Below are 18,445 nucleotides of genomic sequence, written 5' to 3' on the forward strand. Positions count from 1 at the left end.
TTTTAAAAAATTGATAGATGCTCATTTTAACAGTTTACTATAATTAAGGCTTTAGCATTTTTTTAATATGTCATATTGAAAAAATGAAAAAGTTTCTTAATGAAAAGATAGCGTATAACATAAATTGATATATTGATTGCATAATCTAGGAGATCAGAAATATACTTTTCTTTTTAACAGGAGTAATACATACATTATCTTCTATAAAATGGGAGCTCTTCAAAAAACTTTATTGAAGTTAGTTGAAGGGAAACCGACAATCTCCATAATTCAATGATGATATAAAATCATTGAATTATGGAAGTTGTCGGTTTTTTTTATGGGAAAAAACGATGTACTACAAAGAGTGAATGGAAATTGAAGTTAAAAAACTATCTTAAAAGAAATTTTTATAGGTTATTTTCGTTTGGAAGGGAGCATTGTACATGTTAATTTCGCTGAGTTCATCAACACTGTTAACATTATTTTTTATGGCGCTTAGTGCTTCTTGGCTAAGTGGATTGTTGTTTTTACATGCAAGGGTGCCTTTACGTTTTGTTCATATCCATATTGGTATCGCTGCATTGCCTTCATTGGTTTCTTTACTCGCACTTGTTAATCACAATGGAGATAGAGTTGTAGGGCCTTGGCATTTAGATACTTTAGCTTGGTTCATGGCTTTCTTTGTTCTTACAATTGGTTTAATCATTCAGCGTTTTTCTATACGCTACTTACTGGGAGATCGCTCATATCGAAAATACTTTGCACTTTTTACATTTACTACAGGTGTATCTTCAGTCGCATGGTTAAGTAATGATCTTCGTTTCATGATTATGTGTTGGGGTACAACACTTATAGGATTGATTCTACTCATAGGGCTAAATAAAGGGTGGAAAGTAGTTAGTGAAGCAACAAAAATTTCTAGTTATTTATTTACAATAAGCTGGATCGCCTTGCTAGCAGCTATCATTTGGCTTTTTCAAGTCACTGGACAGTGGCAGTTCACATCAGTTTTAACGAATGAAAATGTAGCTCAATTTGAAACGTTGGAGAAAACAGGAATTAACTTATTGATTATAGTAGCTGTGATGATTCCAGCAGCACAATGGCCTTTCCAAAGATGGTTAATTGAGTCAGCTGTCGCTCCAACCCCTGTTTCTGCTATTATGCATGCGGGTTTAGTAAATGCTGGCGGTATCATGTTAACTAGATTTTCACCTCTTTTTCATGATGATATTGCACAAATCATTTTACTAATTTTCTCTAGTATTTCTGTCTTAATCGGAACAGGAATTAGTCTAGTTCAAGTTGATTATAAACGTCAGCTAGTAGGATCAACTATTGCACAAATGGGGTTTATGCTTATTCAATGCGCATTAGGAGCCTATTTGGCGGCTGTTATTCACTTAATTTTACATGGTTTATTTAAAGCTACACTGTTTTTACAAGCTGGTTCTTCCGTACAACGTTTTGGGGCAGTGAAGCCGTCTAATGAAGGGCTATCTAATTTATGGATTATGGTCGGACGTGTTTTCGGATTATTTACAGCGATTGCTTTTTGGTTTACGACTTCTGGAGAAGGGTATCAAGTCGTGAGTGCGTTCATCTTAGGGTGGTCATTATACTTTTCATGGAAACAGCTTGTTGTTTTTGGAGAGGGAAGAATGGGACGAATTGTTGGCGTATTTATTTTAGCTGGATTTTCTCTCATTTACTTTACCGTTCATAATTCTCTTTATAAATGGTTGCATACTGACATGTATCAAAATGTTCAACCTTCAGCTTCAGCCGTTGTTTTTGTTATATGTCTCTTATTATTTGGTAGTGCTATTAGTACTCTCGTTTCTCGTAATCAATCCTCTACAATATTTGCTGTAATGTATCTTTGGTTCGTTCGAGTAGGTGAGGCGAGACAAAAGTCAGTAGAAAGTCATCCAAGCTATCTTAAACATTATGTATCAAAGGGAGGTAATCAGTGATGAGCATATCGTCAATCGTAACGAAAGAAACTTTAAAAAAGAAAGAGACAAACATTGAAGTACAAGAAAAGAATATGAATGATTTAGTTGAATCTGCTAGCCGAGTGATTGCACCACTTTGGCCGATCGCTACATTTGCAGCTCATCACCCCTGGATGGGTCTTGAAAAACAATCATTTGAACAAGTTGCAGATTGGTTAAAAGAAATTCGTAATGTGGATATATATCCGAGTGCTGCTATGATTCATTCAGCAAAGGCAAAAGGGAAGATTGAGGAATCATTTTTACAAAGTGGCTTGTCTCGTTGGCTTGATTCACAATCTTTTCATATCCCGCGAAAGAAAGCGGAGCAGTTTTGCCAAGCAGCTTTAAAATTAGAGGGATTACCTTCTAGCCTATTATCATCGCCACAATTAAATAAACTGGCAGAAGAAATGAGTTATATAAATACAGGAAGTATGAAAGACGCTTCTAAGCAACCTGTAAGTACATTGATAGAGAATCAAAAGGGTGACAACCTATCTGATATTCTTAATTATCATATTATTAAATGGTGTAAATTATATCTTGATGACTCCGGGGCAAGTTGGACGATGCCAAATCGAGAAAAAGGTTTGTATCGTGCATGGCATCACCTTATTACATTTGATCCAGCGCTCAGTAAAAATGAGCGTAGCGTTTTAAAAGATTGGCCAGAGGATGCCGAGGTAGCTTTAACAAGAGGTTTATCTGAATTAGGAATTTCTGAATCTAACAAGCAAGCTTACCTTGAAGGGCACTTGCTTGCTTTGCCTGGGTGGGCAGGAATGATACTATGGCGTTCCCGACAGTCAACTCAGGAGCAGGAACTCGTTATAGAATATTTAGCAGTTCGAATTTCTATGGAGCTGGCCATTGTCAAACCTTATTTACCTATAAAAAATCAAAGGGCTGAGAAAAAAGTTGTGATTGTCCCACTTATAGCTTCTTGGATCCATTGGGGGAATATTTCAACGCTGGAATGGTCACAAATGTCTGCAGCTGAACAAAGCGAATTATTAGCATTTGCATATCGTTTTGATGAAAATATTCGCAGGAAACTTTGGCTAGAAGCTTGGGAACAGACGCATGCAGAGCAATTAAAGGAAAAGATTGTTTCTAAGCAACGTGCAACTAATGTTAAAAAACGTGTACTAGCTCAATTAGCATTCTGTATTGATGTACGTTCAGAACCGTTTCGTCGCCACCTAGAAAAATCAGGTCCGTTCGAAACGTTTGGAATAGCTGGTTTCTTTGGGTTACCAATTGCGACTAGTGAACTAGGTAGTAATAACAGCCATCCTTCTTTGCCAGTTATATTAAAACCGAAACATCAAATAAAAGAGCTCGCGGATGAAAATGAATATAAATCTTATCAGCAACGTAAGAAGATAGACAGCTCAGTAAGTTATACGTTTAAGACGATGAAACAAAATGTACTTACAAGTATGTTACTACCTGAGGTAAGTGGGCCTTTACTTGGTCTACAAATGGTGACAAGGAGTTTTGTGCCAAGAAGAGTAGGTAGTTTCCTTCGTAATCTTCGTAAAACGATGTTACAAAAACCTGATACAACATTCTCACTTAATCATGTTCATGATACAAAATGTGAGATACCTATCGGTTTTACGAAAGAAGAAAAAGTGAACTATGTGCGTCAAGCTTTAAAAATGGTGGGATTGACAGAAAAATTCGCGCCTTTAGTTGTAATGTGCGGACATAGTAGTCAAAGCACGAACAACCCTTATGCTGCAGCGCTTGAGTGTGGTGCTTGTGGCGGAGCAGCAGGGGGATTCAATGCAAAAGTTTTCGCTACTTTATGTAATCTTCCAGAAGTAAGAGAGGCGTTGTCTGCCGAAGGTATTAACATTCCGGAGGACACCATTTTTGCAGCAGCTGAACATAAAACAACAGTGGATGAATTGGAATGGATTTACGTCCCAGAACTTTCGGAAAGTGCGCAAGAAGCATTTGATAATATTGAGTCGGTTATGCCAAATGTTAGCCAACATGCAAATAGAGAGCGTTTAACACAATTACCTAATTTTAAAACGAAAATAAAAAATCCGATTACAGAGGCACATCGTTTTGCAGAAGATTGGAGTGAAATACGTCCGGAATGGGGATTAGCCCGTAACGCATCTTTTATTATCGGACAAAGGGAATTAACTCAGGATTGCGACTTAGAAGGTAGGGCTTTCCTTCATAATTATGATTGGAAACAGGATGAAAGTGGCGATATATTAGTTAGCATCATTGCGGGACCAGGAACAGTAGCTCAGTGGATAAATTTACAATATTATGCTTCAACTGTAGCTCCTCATTATTATGGTAGTGGAAACAAAACAACCCAAACTGTAACGGCAGGTCTCGGTGTTATGCAAGGAAATGCAAGTGACTTGTTGCCAGGCTTACCTTGGCAATCCGTTATGCAGTCAGATAGTGAGGCATATCATTCACCACTTCGTTTACTAATTGTAATTCAAGCACCTATTGAATATATAGAGCGTTTGCTAAATAAGCATTTCACATTTCGAGAAAAGGTTCAAAATGGATGGGTTAGACTGGCAAGTGTTGATCCAGAAGGACAATGGAAAAATTGGTCATAACCATGTAATGAATAATGAACTATCCTTACTAGTTTAAAAGTTCTATAAATACAATAATGAAGAAGGAGTGCTCCATATGAATTCAAAGAATAAAAAAGTATTAGTATTAACAGACATTGAACATGGAATAGAGCCTATTATCCAACAAGAAACTAATATTCAACAAGAAAACATGTTGAATATACACAGCTATGATTCTGTAATTGTACATCCTTATGGAGATATAATGAGATCTATTATTATTGCTATTTATGAAGAAAATGTGGAAGAAATTTTTGTTGTAGGAATAGAGGATAAAGAAACTTCTTCAGTTAATCTACAAACTCAACGTGATTTCATAAAAAATAACAGAGAAATAGACTATCTCTTTAAAAATTGCATGCCTGAATTTTCAAGTGATAGCCTGAATGCATGGCTAAGTGGACAAGAAAATGTTAGTGAAAATATTGAAAAGAGTATAGATATGATTCGTCACCACCCGTTAGTACCTTCTGATATTAAAGTTCATGGTTTCATGATTGATAGAACATGTGAAAAAGAAACGGTGGTTAAAATTCCTACTAATAAAATAGTTGCAAAAGTTAATTAATCTATGAAAAACAAATAAATTCTTATGTATCAATCGCTGTTGTATAATAAATTTTATTATGTTTTAAGAATCAGAAGAGGTAGCCATGCAAAATAAAATTATCGTTATGTTTCAAAAAGATTTTCGATTATATGATAACCCATCTCTATTTGAAGCTTCTCAGTCCGGTGAGGTTGTTCCGGTATATGTACATGACGAAACTTTTCAATAGGAAGTGCGTCAAAGTGGTGGTTACATCATGCTATAAAAGATGTCCAAAAACAACTTGAGGCATTGGGCTCTACTTTAATAATTCGCAAAGGAAACACACAGGAAGAAATACTTTCTCTCATAGAACAGTTAGGTATAACGGCTGTATATTGGAATATTTGTTATGATCCGGACAGATTACAATCTAATCAAAAAATGAAAATAATGTTAGAAGGTAAAGGTATTATCTGTAAGGAATTTAATTCACATTTATTATTAGAACCGTGGATTATAAAAAAGAAGGATAACACTGAATATAAGGTGTTTACGCCTTTTTACAATGCATTTCAAAAGCAGGTAATACCTAAGCCTATTAGTAAAGTGCAGCGTATAAAAGGAGGAAATCCTTTGCCAGCAAGCTTATCTGTTTCAGAATTACATTTGCTGCCGACTATACGGTGGACATCTCATATTGAATCAATATGGGAGCCTACAGAAGAAGGGGCATACAAAACATGTAAGAAATTTTTCTCTAGCAAATTAGACTCTTATAGTGAAGGAAGAGACTTTCCAAATGAAAATGCTCATTCGATGTTGGCACCTTATCTTTCATTCGGCCAAATATCAGTGAGATGGATGTATCATTACTTAATAAATAAAAGTATGGAAAGACAATGTAGTCTTTTTGAAAAACAAGTAAATAGCTTTATCCGTCAATTGATTTGGCGAGAGTTTTCTTATTATTCGCTATATCATTATCCATTTACAGTATATAAACCTCTTAATAAGAGCTTTGAACATTTTCCGTGGAATAATGAAGAGGAGTTATTAACAGTATGGCAGAAGGGGGAAACTGGTTATCCGTTTATTGATGCGGGAATGCGGGAACTCTGGCAAACAGGTTTTATGCATAATCGGGCAAGAATGGCTGTGGCCTCTTTTCTTGTAAAGCATTTGTTAATTCCATGGCAGGAAGGAGCAAAATGGTTTATGGATACACTACTAGATGCTGATATTGCAAATAATACAATGGGATGGCAATGGGTTGCTGGAAGTGGAGCAGATGCATCACCATACTTTCGTATTTTTAATCCCATCACACAAGGAGAAAAGTTTGATAAAGGGGGGGAGTATATAAGAAAATGGGTACCAGAATTAAGAGATATGCCTAATAAATATATACATAAACCTTGGGAAGCATCTGAGCATATTTTACAAAAGGCTAATATACAGCTTGGTCATACATATCCTTTGCCAGTTGTTGATCATAAGGCAGCACGGGAGAGAGCACTTTGTGCATATAAAAGTATGAAAGAATTCGCATAAAATAGGTTAAACAATATGTATTTGAAATTTAAATATTAGAATGTTACCCATTAAAGGGACAGAATAATCATATAGAGTTTCTAAAACCTTTTATTGAAAAAGGAGAATGTTTATGAAAAAATCTAGTATTCTAGTGTTTTTACTAACATATGGTTTGTTTTATGTTTCTAGTATTTTATTTCCAATTGATCGTATGTGGTACGATGCACTAGAAAAGCCGTCTTGGACACCTTCTGGTATGACAATTGGAATAGTTTGGGCTGTATTATATGAATTTATTGCATTATCAGTTGCAATTATTTACAACAAATATGGATGTAAGCCAAAAATATTTTGGTTTGTATTCCTTTTAAATTACATGTGCAGTCAAGCATTCAGCTACTTTCAATTCAGTCAAAAAAATTTATTTTTAGCAACAGTAGATTGTTTACTAGTCGCTATTACTACGTTACTCCTCATAGCGGTTTCTTCCAAATTATCTAAAGCATCGGCATGGTTGCTAATTCCATATTTTTTATGGGCTACATTTGCTACATATTTATCTTGGACCATTTATCCCACTTTAACGGGCAGTAAGACCCCCACCTCCAAATGCAGCGAAAGAAAAGAATTTAGGTGGGGGATCAACTGCCCATAAAAGTCCGATTGGTTCAACTAATAATCAGTGGGGGATGAAGAAAACCCCCACTGATTAAAGTTTCACTTTATAGTATAAATTAAAGACGTAAATAAAAACTTGAGCATAATAAAAATGCTCGAGTTTTTATGTGTATGAATGATAATCTGAAATATGGAATATATACATCTTAGGGAGGTCATCTTTGTGAAGAAATGGATAAAAATTATTCTGTACTCTTTACTAGGTATTTTACTTATAGGAAGTATTAGTTTTTTTGTTTGGTCTCAGTTTACTTATAAACCGACGAAAGAGGCTTTGTCGTTAGTAGATGATAAAAAAGATGAAAATCATATCGTTTTTGGAGAGAAAGATGCTAAAATAGGGGTTATTTTTTATCAAGGCGCTAAAGTAGAAGCTGAGGCTTATAGTTACTTAGGGGAAGCTCTTGCAAAAGATGGGCACTTTGTAGTAATGCCTAAGTTGCCATTAAATTTAGCGATACTTGGAATCAATGCAGTAGACAGTGTAATGGAACAGTATCCTAAAGTTCAAAAATGGTATGTTGCAGGGCATTCAATGGGGGGAGCTATGATTTCTAAGTATGCCTTTCAGAATGAAGACAAGGTAGACGGGATCATTTTCTTAGGCTCTTATCCTGCAGATGACTTCTCTACGAAATCGATTCCGATGTTATCAATTTATGGGGAAGTAGATGCTTTAGCAACTATAGAAAAATAGAGAACAATAAAAAGTTCATGTCAAAGAATACAACTATGCACATGATAAAAGGCGGAAACCATGCTCATTTTGGCATGTACGGTGAGCAAAAAGGTGATAATGCAAGCTTAATTACGTCAAAAGCACAGCAAGATGAAACAGTGAAAGTAATGGAAGAATGGTTGTTAAAACAATGATAGCGAATGTAATCAAGTGATCGAAAGAATTCTCCTTCCTTGAGATATCCTAATGGTAGGTTGGGGAGGTAATTAAGAGTCTGCTCATAAGAGTAGGCTCTTTTATTTAATTTCTACCTCTAATTGCTTCCTTATTTTCTCCGGAACATCCTTTTCAGAAATAACGTCGTAAGAATATACATACTTTCCTTTTACATGAATTTTTAAGTAAGTTTTGTTTATAAAATCATTAGGGGTGCTAGTTCCTACTGTATATTCTTTCTCATTCCTTGATTCATCAACACCTTTTAGGACGTACATAGCTCGTCCTTTATGATGATAATCTGGAACACCATATCCCTTCGTAATGGCGTATACATTTTTTTCTTCAGTAATCGGATTAAATCTATCCAAATCCCCTCGTAATATGAAAGGGAGTATGTATATAGGTAGGCCTATTCCTAGTATGCAAAGTACTCGTGACATTTCTTTGATATTCAAAAACGTTAATAACCTATTGTATAAAGTTTTTTGAAAATTTAGGTTTAACATCTTTAAAATAGGTGTATTACATATTACATAACAACTAAATAAGAAAATAAAAAATCTAAGGGAGGAAAATACAATGCATAAGAATGAAAGAAAACCGGTGGTTCATGAATATGATAATGAACATGAAGTAGTTGTGAAAGTAAAAGAGCTAGAATTGCAAGGGATTCACCAAGATGACATTTACGTCTTAACGCATGAAACACATCTAACAAAAAAGATTGCGGATGATACAAATACAAATACGATTGGAGTAAAAGAACAAGGATTGGGAACAAGTATTATCAACTTTTTCTCCAAAAAAGGGGACGAACTCCGAAATCAAATGGAGGAAATGGGGTTGTCGAAGGAGGAAGCTAATTTATATGAAGAAAAATTAGATCAAGGGAGAATTTTACTTCTAGTAACAGCTGAAACACCAACGGCGAGTGATAGGCAGCCGCAAAACTATCATTCTCTCTAATAGATTGCAATATCTGATAAATAGATAAGTAAATTATTTTAGGTTGTAATATGGAAGAAAATAAAAGTAGAGAAGGGTGAGAAAAATGAAACATACAATATTTAAATATGCTGTGATTGGGATTACGACCGGAGTCATGGTCTCCCTGTTAAAAAAAGAAAATCGGAAAGCAATACAAACAAAAGGAAAAAGCGTAAAAGACAAACTACAAGAAGGAAACATAAAGGAAACATTAGAGAAGGTAACTGAGACAAGTAAACAATTCTCTGTAACTGCAGCTAATGTTGCAAAGCAAACATTACCACAACTGCTTACAGCCACACCGGTTGTCATTTCTACTATTAAAGATTTAACAGAAAACGAAAATAACAAAAAGAAAAAAGATGAAAAGGATAACGAAATAAATCAAAATAGTAAGGACATAGACGGAGAAAAAACGAAAAATGAAAAGGAATATATGAAAGAAGGGAAAGAAGAGAGTGCTTAGATTGAACTCTAAAAAGAGAAAGTGAGGAAAAAAGTATGAAATCTCTATATGCAATTGATGTAGGAATTGGTTTTACTAAGCGGGCATATCGACAGGATGTAGATTCTGAGGTGACGATTAAGAGTGAAGCTTCCACACTAGCCCCTGTACCTAATCATGCTGAAAGTGAAGATTTAACAAAGGTAAGTTTTATAGACTTAGACTTTGCATACTACATGGGAAATGAAGCACATCAATCTGACGCTTCATTTCTTCCTCCATTTGACGAAGAAATAGAAAATTATTATGAAAGCGAACAGTTTAAACAACAAATATTTGGTTGCATTGCAAAGGATTATAAAGAAAATGTCGTGTTACCTTTAGTTGTTACCGGGCTTCCCGTTACTTATTTTGGTAGTCAGCATGAGCAATTACAACGTGCACTAAAAAAAGAAACTTCCGTGCAAATTGATGGGAAATTTATTACTATTACGGTGGAAAATGCTTTGATTCTTCAGCAACCGGTCGCTTTACATGCCTATTTCTTAAAAGAGGGAATCATTCAGGAACAAGATCGTATCTTAATTATTGATGGTGGATTTCGTACATTAGAAATGACAGATATGAAACAGAATGTCATTTTAAATCATTATGAGACGGAACTAGGATGTAGCAAGCCTTTGAAAAATATTAAGAATATCCTGCAGAATCATGCAGGGGAAAGTGATCATTTGCATATTAACGACATACCAAAAGTATTAGAAAAAGGATATGGAGGTCGAGAAGAAAATCATCAGACGAGTCAGGTTAATACTTTGGTTCAAAAAGAGTTGGATACACATTTCCAAGACGTTATGCGTGTATTACAAGAACAATTTAAGTTAGACCAGTATGATACTATTATTTGGACAGGAGGAATAGTAGATATTCACAAAAAACGAATTGAAAAAATGCAAGGTGAAATTTCTTCTTTCCGTATGGTAGACGCTTCGAAAGAGGCTGCACTTCATGGATACTATATGATTGGAAGTCAAGTATTTGACGAAATCACGAATCAATCTGCATGTGAATCCAAATTATAATAACGACCGAAATGGAGTTCGTTGAATAGACTTGCCAAATTATGTGGCTTCTTTTCCACATATAAATAAGAAAAAATGAAAAGTGCTTGTATAGAGGAAATGTTTAAAATTTAGAATCCAAATAACTAATATATAGGGGGTCTTCCTTGTAACAGAAGAAGACCTCCTATGCCATTTAGTTTGTAATTTAGAAGATCTAAAAACTTTTCCTCCAAGACATGAATACCTACATATAAATTTCATATTACGGATATTATTCAATCAAACATAAAACTATTCAGAAAGGAAGAATGATATGGAATGCATAAAAATGCCGAAATGGGATTGGTATCATGTGAAAACTAGTGAACTTGAAAAACTTTCTTCTATAATCCCTCCTGATGTAACATCTTATTTCTCTCAATTTGTAAAAAAAATAAGTTCTCCTTGTGAAAATGGATTATATGTTTATACGTTTTCACCAAGTCAAACTTGTGTATATGGTTCGTTTTTATATGATCAAGATAAAAAGGACGCCAAAATCCAAAAGTTTCTTCATTATTTCGCAGCGCATGGAATACTGATAACGGTCCAGGAAAAAGAGGAAGAGAATTTTCAAAAATTAATACATAATTTCTCTATAGGTATAAAAAATTGTAATAGTTCCGCTGAAGGATTATGTGCTATCTTATCAATGTTTATATCTCACTATTTACGAAAGGTTGACTATTTTGAAAACAATTTCAGAAATGTGTTATGGGATTTTTACCATCATAATAACATAGCAGTTTTAGAAAGAATTTATCATATTCGTCATGAATTATTTATGAACACACATGTGTTTCGTTTAATACAAGAAGTGTTACAAGGCTTGGAGGAAGCTTGGTTAGAAAACCTAACAAACACCCTTTGTTATAAACAAACACACGTAAAATTAGAGCGGGGATTACAACTCGTTAAAGAGTACCAAGAAGAATTAGACACGATGATCCATTTACAAGAAGTTGTTTCTTCTCATCGTGGGAATGAAATTATGAAAGCTCTTACTGTATTAACTGCTGTAAGTACGCCTTTGACAGCCTTAGGAGCATTATGGGGGATGAATTTTAAATATATGCCTGAACTAGAATGGAAATATAGCTATTTAATCGCTCTCTTATTTATTATTTTCACAACAGGGGGTATGTATTTGTATATGCGATTCAAAGGGTGGACAGGTGATTTATTACGAGTAAAGAAAAAGAAATCTTTTTTTAAATCTAATTAATCCTGTTTATAAAAAATATGATAAATATATGGTTAGTAATATTTGTTAATTCAGGTAGTATCATATCCTCATCAACTTAAAGTTTTGATGTCCCCGCAATGATAAAAATGGTGAATATTTATATGAAAGATTAGAGCTCTCCTTCTTGTAGGAGGGCTCTAATCTTTGTTTAAAAACTATATCATATACATGGGCACACTCATTATCTGAAAGCGCTCCTATTATTTTTAAAGGACTGATTACAACTATATAATTGTTAATTGATAAATAAGTTGCAATTCTATCATATTATTTCTAATAAATGGAAATAACTAAAGGTGAATAATTTTGAGGAGGTTTTCAATTATGGCAGAAAACCAGGACATGAATTCTCTAGATGAACAAGACGTGAAACGTGAGACATTGACAACACGACAGGGGCACCCTGTGAAGGATAATCAAAACATCCGAACAATTGGGAATCGTGGTCCAGCAACACTTGAAAATTATCATTTCATCGAAAAAATTTCTCATTTTGATCGAGAAGAGGTTCCGGAACGTGTAGTACATGCACGAGGAGCTGGAGCATTTGGGTATTTTGAAACCTATGGAAAAGTTGGAGATGAGCCGGTAGAAAAATATACTCGTGCGAAAGTATTTTCAGGGGCTGGCAAAAAAACACCGTTAATGGTTCGTTTTTCTACAGTAGCTGGAGCCAAGGACTCACCAGAAACAGCAAGGGATCCACGAGGTTTTGCAGTGAAAATGTATACGGAAGATGGCAACTGGGATTTAGTGGGAAATAATTTAAAAATTTTCTTTATTCGTGATGCGATGAAGTTCCCAGATATGATCCATGCGTTTAAGGTTGATCCGGTTTCGAATGTGGCGAATCCTCAGAGAATGTTTGACTTTGTTTCTCGTACCCCAGAGGCAACGCATATGATTACATTTTTATTTTCTCCATGGGGTATTCCAGCAACATATCGCCATATGCAGGGATCTGGTGTAAATACTTATAAATGGGTAAATGAAAAAGGCGAGGCTGTATTGGTGAAATATCATTGGGAGCCGAAGCAGGGAATTCGAAATTTAACACAAGAGGATGCAAACAGTATTCAAGCAATGAATGTTAGTCATGCAACACAAGATTTATATGAAGCAATTGAGCGCAAAGATTATCCAGGGTGGGAGCTATTTGTACAAATTATGGAGGATGATTATCATCCAGAACTTGATTTTGATCCTCTTGATGATACGAAGCTTTGGCCAGAGGAGCAGTTCCCATGGTTACCGGTAGGACGTATGGTTCTTGATCGTAATCCAGTTGATTACCATTCAGAGATTGAACAAGCTGCTTTTGGTACAGGAGTACTTGTTGATGGAATGGACTTCTCAGACGATAAAATGCTACAAGGTCGTACTTTCTCTTATTCAGATACGCAACGTTATCGCGTTGGTGCAAACTATCTGCAATTACCTGTTAATGCACCTAAAGCACCTGTTCGTACAAATCAACATCGTGGTCAAATGGATATGCGTAATCCGAAAGAGTCTGGAGAAAATCCGCATATTAACTATGAGCCATCTATGCTAGGTGGTTATAAAGATGCAAACCAAGAAAAGCATCATCCACACCAACCAACTTACAATGCGGCTGCTATGAGTGCACCAATCGATCGTCCTAATAATTATGGTCAAGCAGGTCATACGTATCGTAGTTTTGAGGAGTGGGAACGAGATGAGTTGGTTAAAAATCTATCTGAAGCACTTGCAGTATGTGACAAAAGAATTCAGAATGCAATGATTGAACACTTCACACAAGCTGATGAAGATTATGGCCGTCGTGTAAAAGAAGGTATTGAAAAGAAAATGAAAGAAGCTAAAACGGAAAACAAACTTCCAGGCCGTGAAGTAAGTAAGTCAAAATATGGACAAGGTTCATTAGCTGCAAACGAAGCAACAAAAGATGCAGTGAAGAAAAGCCATGAATCAGATCCTTATTAATTAGACCTAAGCACAATAGGATATACTTAGAGGTGCCGTAAAATGGTTAGACAGCCTTTTATACGATTACTAAGTAGTTTTGTTTAAAAATATGAGAGTTACTAAATATCATAAGATAGTTGATAAACAAGTAAAAATAAAGCTTTATAAAAGATGCTTTTGGGTAAATCCAGGAGCATCTTTTTAAATAGTGATATTGAGATGTTAGGTTGATAAACCTCCATTAGTTTCGAATTGAATATTCTTCTTAACAGCTAACATGTATGGATTAGCTTTTTTAGGTCTCATAGGTGTATTCGTATATCATTATATTAATATAAAAATGACGCTTTAAATAACCCTCAAAACAAAGGTTTTTTGTCAGAAAACAATAAAATCTTATTAATTTTTATAATTTGTTGAATTTTTATAGAAATAATCCTCTTAATATATTAAAATAACATCGTATTATGTCTGATTTTAATTAGGGGAGAGAAATTTTATGTTGAAAAAAATCATTCCAGTTGCTTTAGCAATAAGTACAGTTACTTTTACTAGTGTATTTGCTGCGCCTTCAGCACAAGCAAGTACAGAATCAAACCGCTACATAGATGTGCAAATGCTCGGTATTAACGATTTTCATGGGCAACTAGACACTGTAAAAAAGATTAACAATAAAGATGCAGGGGGAATTGAGTACTTAGGGGCTTATTTACGTGATCGTGAAAAACAAAATCCGAATACATTAAAGGTACATGCGGGCGATGTTGTTGGAGCAAGTACTCCTGTTTCAGCATTATTACAAGACGAACCTACGATTGAATTTCTAAATGATTTGAAATTCGATGTTGGAACTATAGGAAATCATGAATTTGATGAAGGTGTTGCGGAAATGAACCGCCTTATTTATGGTGGATACCATGAGAAAACAGGAAATTTTAAAGGAGCAAAATTCCCATATGTTGCTGCAAATTTCTATAATAAATCCACCGGTCGTTTATTTTTACCACCATTCACTATAAAAAAGGTGCAAGGAGTTCCAGTTGGATTTATCGGAGTCGTAACAACGGATGTTCCTAACCTTGTTATGCCTACTATGCTAAAGAATGTAGAAATTACAGATGAAGTTGAAGCTATTAACAAATCCGTAAAGCAATTAAAAAAACTAGGCGTTAAATCTATCGTTGTTCTTGCGCATAACGGAGGTACAACAGATGGGAATGGCGTAACAAATGGTGATATCGTCCGATTAGCAAATGAGACTGATCCAGAAGTCGATGTTATTTTTGGTGGGCATAGCCACACCTATGTAAATGGAACTGTTAATAATAAACTTGTCGTACAAGCAAATTCTTATGGTATGGCTTTTGCCGATGTTGATGTAAAGATTGATCGTAAAACACAAGACATTGTTGAGAAAAAAGCAGAAATTGTTACAACTTACCATGAAGGCATAGAGCCTGATAAAAAAATAAAGAAGAAGATGGAGAAATATCAAGCAAAAATCGCACCTCTTGTTAATGAAGTTGTAGGTAAGTCTATTGCTCCACTAGATCGCAAACTCAATATGGCTGGTGAATCTACTCTTGGAAATTTAGTTGCTGATGCCCAGCGTACAACAATGCAATCCCAAATTGCACTTATGAATCCTGGTGGTATTCGTAATGACTTAGATGCTGGTGATATTACATGGGGAGAGATATATGGTATTCAACCATTTGGAAATCAATTAATAAAAGTAAATTTAACAGGTCAAGACATTCGTGATATTTTAAATCAACAATGGCAAAAAGACATAACAAGAATGCTTCAAATTTCAGGGATCCAATACACTTGGGATGCGAACAAGCCTAATGGAGAAAAAGTAACAAGTATTCGCTTAACAGATGGAGAAGAAATTATTCCTTCTAAAACTTACAGCGTCGTTGCTAACGCATTTTTAGCTTCAGGTGGAGATGGATTTGTATCCTTTAAAAACGGTAAAGATGCTGAAACAGGACCAACTGATTTTGAAGCATTAGTAGATTATATAAAAAAATCAAAAGAACCAATTCAGTCTATTATTGATGGAAGAATTCAAAAGATAAATTAGTTTTTTATTAATCTCAAAAACAAATAGATTACCTGTGCACTATACTTTTTCCTGTGCAGGTAATCTATTTTTTATGGGTTTGAAATAAAGTTTTACTGTGGACAATGGGTATACCGTCTAGATGCAGAGTGCCGAAAAAATGAAATTCGTATAATTGCCAATTCGTCCGTAACTATCATTGTTTTGTTTGATAGCAATGGAGTCCGGACACATCCATCAACTTAAGAGTTTGGACTATTCTTGAGATTAAAAGCACATTACCATTTTCTTAATTAATGAGAAAGGGTGATGTGCTTTTTATGAATATGCATAAAAAAACAAGGGTTGTCATTATTTGCCGAAGATTTATCTCGATAAAAGTCTCCCAATACACTTAAACCATTCATTAAATAAATCTTACTTTTAAATTTTCGATCTTAATGTTGATTGTTATGTGTTAATAAAAAATTAAATATTTCTGCACAACTTCTGCACATATATAGGTAGTTTCTATGTCATGATATATCAGTCAAGTGAAATGTTTCACATAAAGGGTAGAATACATCTTCACTATAGTTTCTGCGTAACTTACGCATACCCGAAACGATTTACTCTCTTGTTATACTTTTACATCAAAGCCCACATTACACTACAAAGCATAACAGGAAGGGGACATGAACATGAATAACCGAATGATTAAACACCTAAAAAACTTAAAAGTGAACAAAAAAAGTCTTGGAGCGGTTGCATTAGCAACTGGAATTATTGGCACGACACTTATTCCTCAAAATGCATACGCGCACGGTTTTGTTGAAAAACCTGGTAGCCGTTCCGCTTTATGTAGCCAAACTTACGGCGCACTAAATGTAAACTGCGGAAGCATTATGTACGAACCACAAAGTTTAGAAGCTCCAAAAGGATTTCCGCAAGCAGGCCCAGTTGATGGACAAATTGCTTCTGCAGGCGGCAAATTTGGTGGCATTTTAGATCAACAAACGGTAGATCGTTGGTTTAAAAATACAATTACTGGCGGGGAAAATACGTTTACTTGGAAGTTTACAGCGCCACACTTAACAAGCAAGTGGCATTATTACATTACAAAAAAAGAATGGGATCCAAATAAAGCGTTAACAAGAGCAGACTTTGAGCCAATTGGTATTGTACAACATGATGGCTCTGCGGCCTCAAATAATGTAGCGCACAAAATCAATGTACCTACTGATCGTAGTGGATACCATGTGATTTTAGCTGTATGGGATGTAGCGGATACTGTGAATGCGTTCTATAATGTTATTGATGTGAATTTGATTAATGATGTGAAACCAGACATAGAGGCACCAAGTATTCCAAATGGTCTTCAAGCTCAAAAAGTAACAGCGAATAGTATTGAACTAAAATGGAACGCTTCTACGGATAATGTAGGGGTAAAAGGATATCAAGTCTTCCGTAATGGAGAGATGATTGATACCGTACCAGGCACTCATTTTATTAATAAACAATTACAACCAAGTATGGAATACACTTATACTGTGAAAGCGATTGACGCAGCTGGAAATGTATCGAAAGAAAGTGAAGCGCTTACAGTGAAGACGACTGTTGAGGCTCCTGATACAGAAGCACCAACACAACCAAAAGGATTGCATAGTATGGGAACAACAGCGTCAAGTGTAGATTTAATGTGGAGTCCATCTGACGATAATATTGGTGTAGACCATTATGATATTTATAGAGAAATAGAAGGATCAATGAAAAAGATTGCAACATCTACAACGACTTCTTATATGGATAAAAATTTAGCTGCTAATACTACTTATAAATATGTAGTGAAAGCGGTTGATGTAGCTGGAAATGAATCTGTACAGAGTGATACATTCACAATTACTACAAAAACTGAAAACGCTCCATATGAAGCATGGGATGCAAAGAAAGCATATAAAAAGGGAGATAGAGTTCTACACGAAGGAAAATTGTATGAAGCAGTCCAGAATCATCAAGGGCATGGGGACCCAAACTGGATTTATGCTTTATCATTATGGAAAACAGTGTAAACATTACTTAAATATAAATTAAGAGATAATTGGCTTTGATGTAATAAGAAAAACTTGAGAAATCACTTCACTCTTTATCAAAAAGACGACGTATTCAGCGTCGTCTTTTTTTATCTATTATATGTTTTAATGTTACTAGGTAAAATATAGCATAAATCATTTCCTATCTACATTGCTATACTATTGAACTCTTTACACCCCCGTAGTCCTGGCGGCTAGAAGCCTTATCGCTTCATTCTTTAGATTGATACTTGCGTTAATATCCTTATCATGATGTGCACGACAAGAAGGGCTGTCCCATTTACGTAGATTATCCAAGCTATATGATTACAAATGTGGGGGGAATTTCTTTGC

General features: G+C 35.1%; 12 protein-coding genes and 3 pseudogenes. 13 read left to right on the forward strand and 2 right to left on the reverse strand.

All coding sequences use genetic code 11. The features are described 5' to 3' along the window. Positions 1-425: 425 nt before the first annotated feature. From Q9B79_RS03080 to Q9B79_RS03105, 6 genes and pseudogenes are all read left to right on the forward strand, one after another. Entirely contained in the window at positions 426-1,958 is a 1,533-nt protein-coding gene (locus Q9B79_RS03080) for an NADH dehydrogenase subunit 5 (protein ID WP_306182568.1), read from the forward strand. Then, positions 1,958-4,585 carry a DUF2309 domain-containing protein gene (locus tag Q9B79_RS03085; RefSeq protein WP_306182569.1) on the forward strand — a complete coding sequence of 876 codons (2,628 nt, stop codon included), beginning with the start codon at positions 1,958-1,960 and terminating at the stop codon, positions 4,583-4,585. Before Q9B79_RS03080 ends, Q9B79_RS03085 begins: the two co-directional genes overlap by 1 nt. A gap of 76 nt (positions 4,586-4,661) precedes the next feature. Further along, on the forward strand, positions 4,662-5,174 hold the full coding sequence (locus tag Q9B79_RS03090; protein WP_306182570.1) for a carbonic anhydrase: 513 nt from the start codon (positions 4,662-4,664) through the stop codon (positions 5,172-5,174). An 85-nt stretch (positions 5,175-5,259) separates the two neighbouring features. Beyond that, a pseudogene (locus Q9B79_RS03095) lies at positions 5,260-6,689 on the forward strand (cryptochrome/photolyase family protein). Between the two features lie 112 nt (positions 6,690-6,801). Next, on the forward strand, positions 6,802-7,326 hold the full coding sequence (locus Q9B79_RS03100; protein ID WP_306182571.1) for a TspO/MBR family protein: 525 nt from the start codon (positions 6,802-6,804) through the stop codon (positions 7,324-7,326). 186 nt (positions 7,327-7,512) lie between these two features. After that, positions 7,513-8,222, forward strand: a pseudogene (locus Q9B79_RS03105) (alpha/beta hydrolase). A gap of 102 nt (positions 8,223-8,324) precedes the next feature. Here the strand turns inward: Q9B79_RS03105 and Q9B79_RS03110 are convergent. After that, positions 8,325-8,687, reverse strand: a complete 363-nt coding sequence (locus Q9B79_RS03110) for a YxeA family protein (protein ID WP_306183316.1) — start codon at positions 8,685-8,687, stop codon at positions 8,325-8,327. Positions 8,688-8,826: 139 nt separating this feature from the next. Here Q9B79_RS03110 and Q9B79_RS03115 point away from each other — a divergent pair, with 139 nt between their 5' ends. From Q9B79_RS03115 to Q9B79_RS03145, 7 genes are all read left to right on the forward strand, one after another. Next, the gene (locus Q9B79_RS03115) at positions 8,827-9,213 is read left to right on the forward strand and encodes a YflT domain-containing protein (RefSeq protein WP_306182572.1); all 387 of its coding nucleotides are present in this window, start codon (positions 8,827-8,829) and stop codon (positions 9,211-9,213) included. 85 nt (positions 9,214-9,298) lie between these two features. Further along, positions 9,299-9,700: a peptidase U61 gene (locus Q9B79_RS03120; RefSeq protein ID WP_306182573.1), complete on the forward strand. Its 402-nt coding sequence runs from the start codon at positions 9,299-9,301 to the stop codon at positions 9,698-9,700. A gap of 35 nt (positions 9,701-9,735) precedes the next feature. Further along, positions 9,736-10,761, forward strand: a complete 1,026-nt coding sequence (locus tag Q9B79_RS03125) for a ParM/StbA family protein (protein ID WP_306182574.1) — start codon at positions 9,736-9,738, stop codon at positions 10,759-10,761. A 295-nt stretch (positions 10,762-11,056) separates the two neighbouring features. Then, on the forward strand, positions 11,057-12,007 hold the full coding sequence (locus Q9B79_RS03130; RefSeq protein ID WP_306182575.1) for a magnesium transporter CorA family protein: 951 nt from the start codon (positions 11,057-11,059) through the stop codon (positions 12,005-12,007). Positions 12,008-12,352: 345 nt separating this feature from the next. Beyond that, positions 12,353-13,993 (forward strand): catalase, encoded by a 1,641-nt coding sequence (locus tag Q9B79_RS03135; protein ID WP_306182576.1) that lies wholly within the window; start codon positions 12,353-12,355, stop codon positions 13,991-13,993. A 481-nt stretch (positions 13,994-14,474) separates the two neighbouring features. Next, the gene (locus Q9B79_RS03140) at positions 14,475-16,064 is read left to right on the forward strand and encodes a bifunctional metallophosphatase/5'-nucleotidase (RefSeq protein WP_306182577.1); all 1,590 of its coding nucleotides are present in this window, start codon (positions 14,475-14,477) and stop codon (positions 16,062-16,064) included. Between the two features lie 659 nt (positions 16,065-16,723). After that, positions 16,724-18,091 (forward strand): lytic polysaccharide monooxygenase, encoded by a 1,368-nt coding sequence (locus Q9B79_RS03145; RefSeq protein WP_306182578.1) that lies wholly within the window; start codon positions 16,724-16,726, stop codon positions 18,089-18,091. Between the two features lie 192 nt (positions 18,092-18,283). Here the strand turns inward: Q9B79_RS03145 and Q9B79_RS03150 are convergent. Then, positions 18,284-18,403, reverse strand: a pseudogene (locus Q9B79_RS03150) (IS200/IS605 family element RNA-guided endonuclease TnpB); the annotation flags it as partial. Between the last annotated feature and the right edge of the window lie 42 nt (positions 18,404-18,445).

This window comes from Bacillus sp. MHSD_36, assembly GCF_030757775.1.
Classification (GTDB): domain Bacteria; phylum Bacillota; class Bacilli; order Bacillales; family Bacillaceae_G; genus Bacillus_A.

Excerpts from the sequence above, each read along its gene's own strand:
- Q9B79_RS03100 (WP_306182571.1), top strand. The coding sequence starts at position 6,802 with ATGAAAAAATCTAGTATTCTAGTGTTTTTACTAACATATGGTTTGTTT.
- Q9B79_RS03135 (WP_306182576.1), top strand. The coding sequence starts at position 12,353 with ATGGCAGAAAACCAGGACATGAATTCTCTAGATGAACAAGACGTGAAA.
- Q9B79_RS03110 (WP_306183316.1), bottom strand. The coding sequence starts at position 8,687 with ATGTCACGAGTACTTTGCATACTAGGAATAGGCCTACCTATATACATA.
- Q9B79_RS03145 (WP_306182578.1), top strand. The coding sequence starts at position 16,724 with ATGAATAACCGAATGATTAAACACCTAAAAAACTTAAAAGTGAACAAA.
- Q9B79_RS03090 (WP_306182570.1), top strand. The coding sequence starts at position 4,662 with ATGAATTCAAAGAATAAAAAAGTATTAGTATTAACAGACATTGAACAT.
- Q9B79_RS03080 (WP_306182568.1), top strand. The coding sequence starts at position 426 with ATGTTAATTTCGCTGAGTTCATCAACACTGTTAACATTATTTTTTATG.
- Q9B79_RS03115 (WP_306182572.1), top strand. The coding sequence starts at position 8,827 with ATGCATAAGAATGAAAGAAAACCGGTGGTTCATGAATATGATAATGAA.
- Q9B79_RS03140 (WP_306182577.1), top strand. The coding sequence starts at position 14,475 with ATGTTGAAAAAAATCATTCCAGTTGCTTTAGCAATAAGTACAGTTACT.
- Q9B79_RS03120 (WP_306182573.1), top strand. The coding sequence starts at position 9,299 with ATGAAACATACAATATTTAAATATGCTGTGATTGGGATTACGACCGGA.
- Q9B79_RS03130 (WP_306182575.1), top strand. The coding sequence starts at position 11,057 with ATGGAATGCATAAAAATGCCGAAATGGGATTGGTATCATGTGAAAACT.
- Q9B79_RS03085 (WP_306182569.1), top strand. The coding sequence starts at position 1,958 with ATGAGCATATCGTCAATCGTAACGAAAGAAACTTTAAAAAAGAAAGAG.
- Q9B79_RS03125 (WP_306182574.1), top strand. The coding sequence starts at position 9,736 with ATGAAATCTCTATATGCAATTGATGTAGGAATTGGTTTTACTAAGCGG.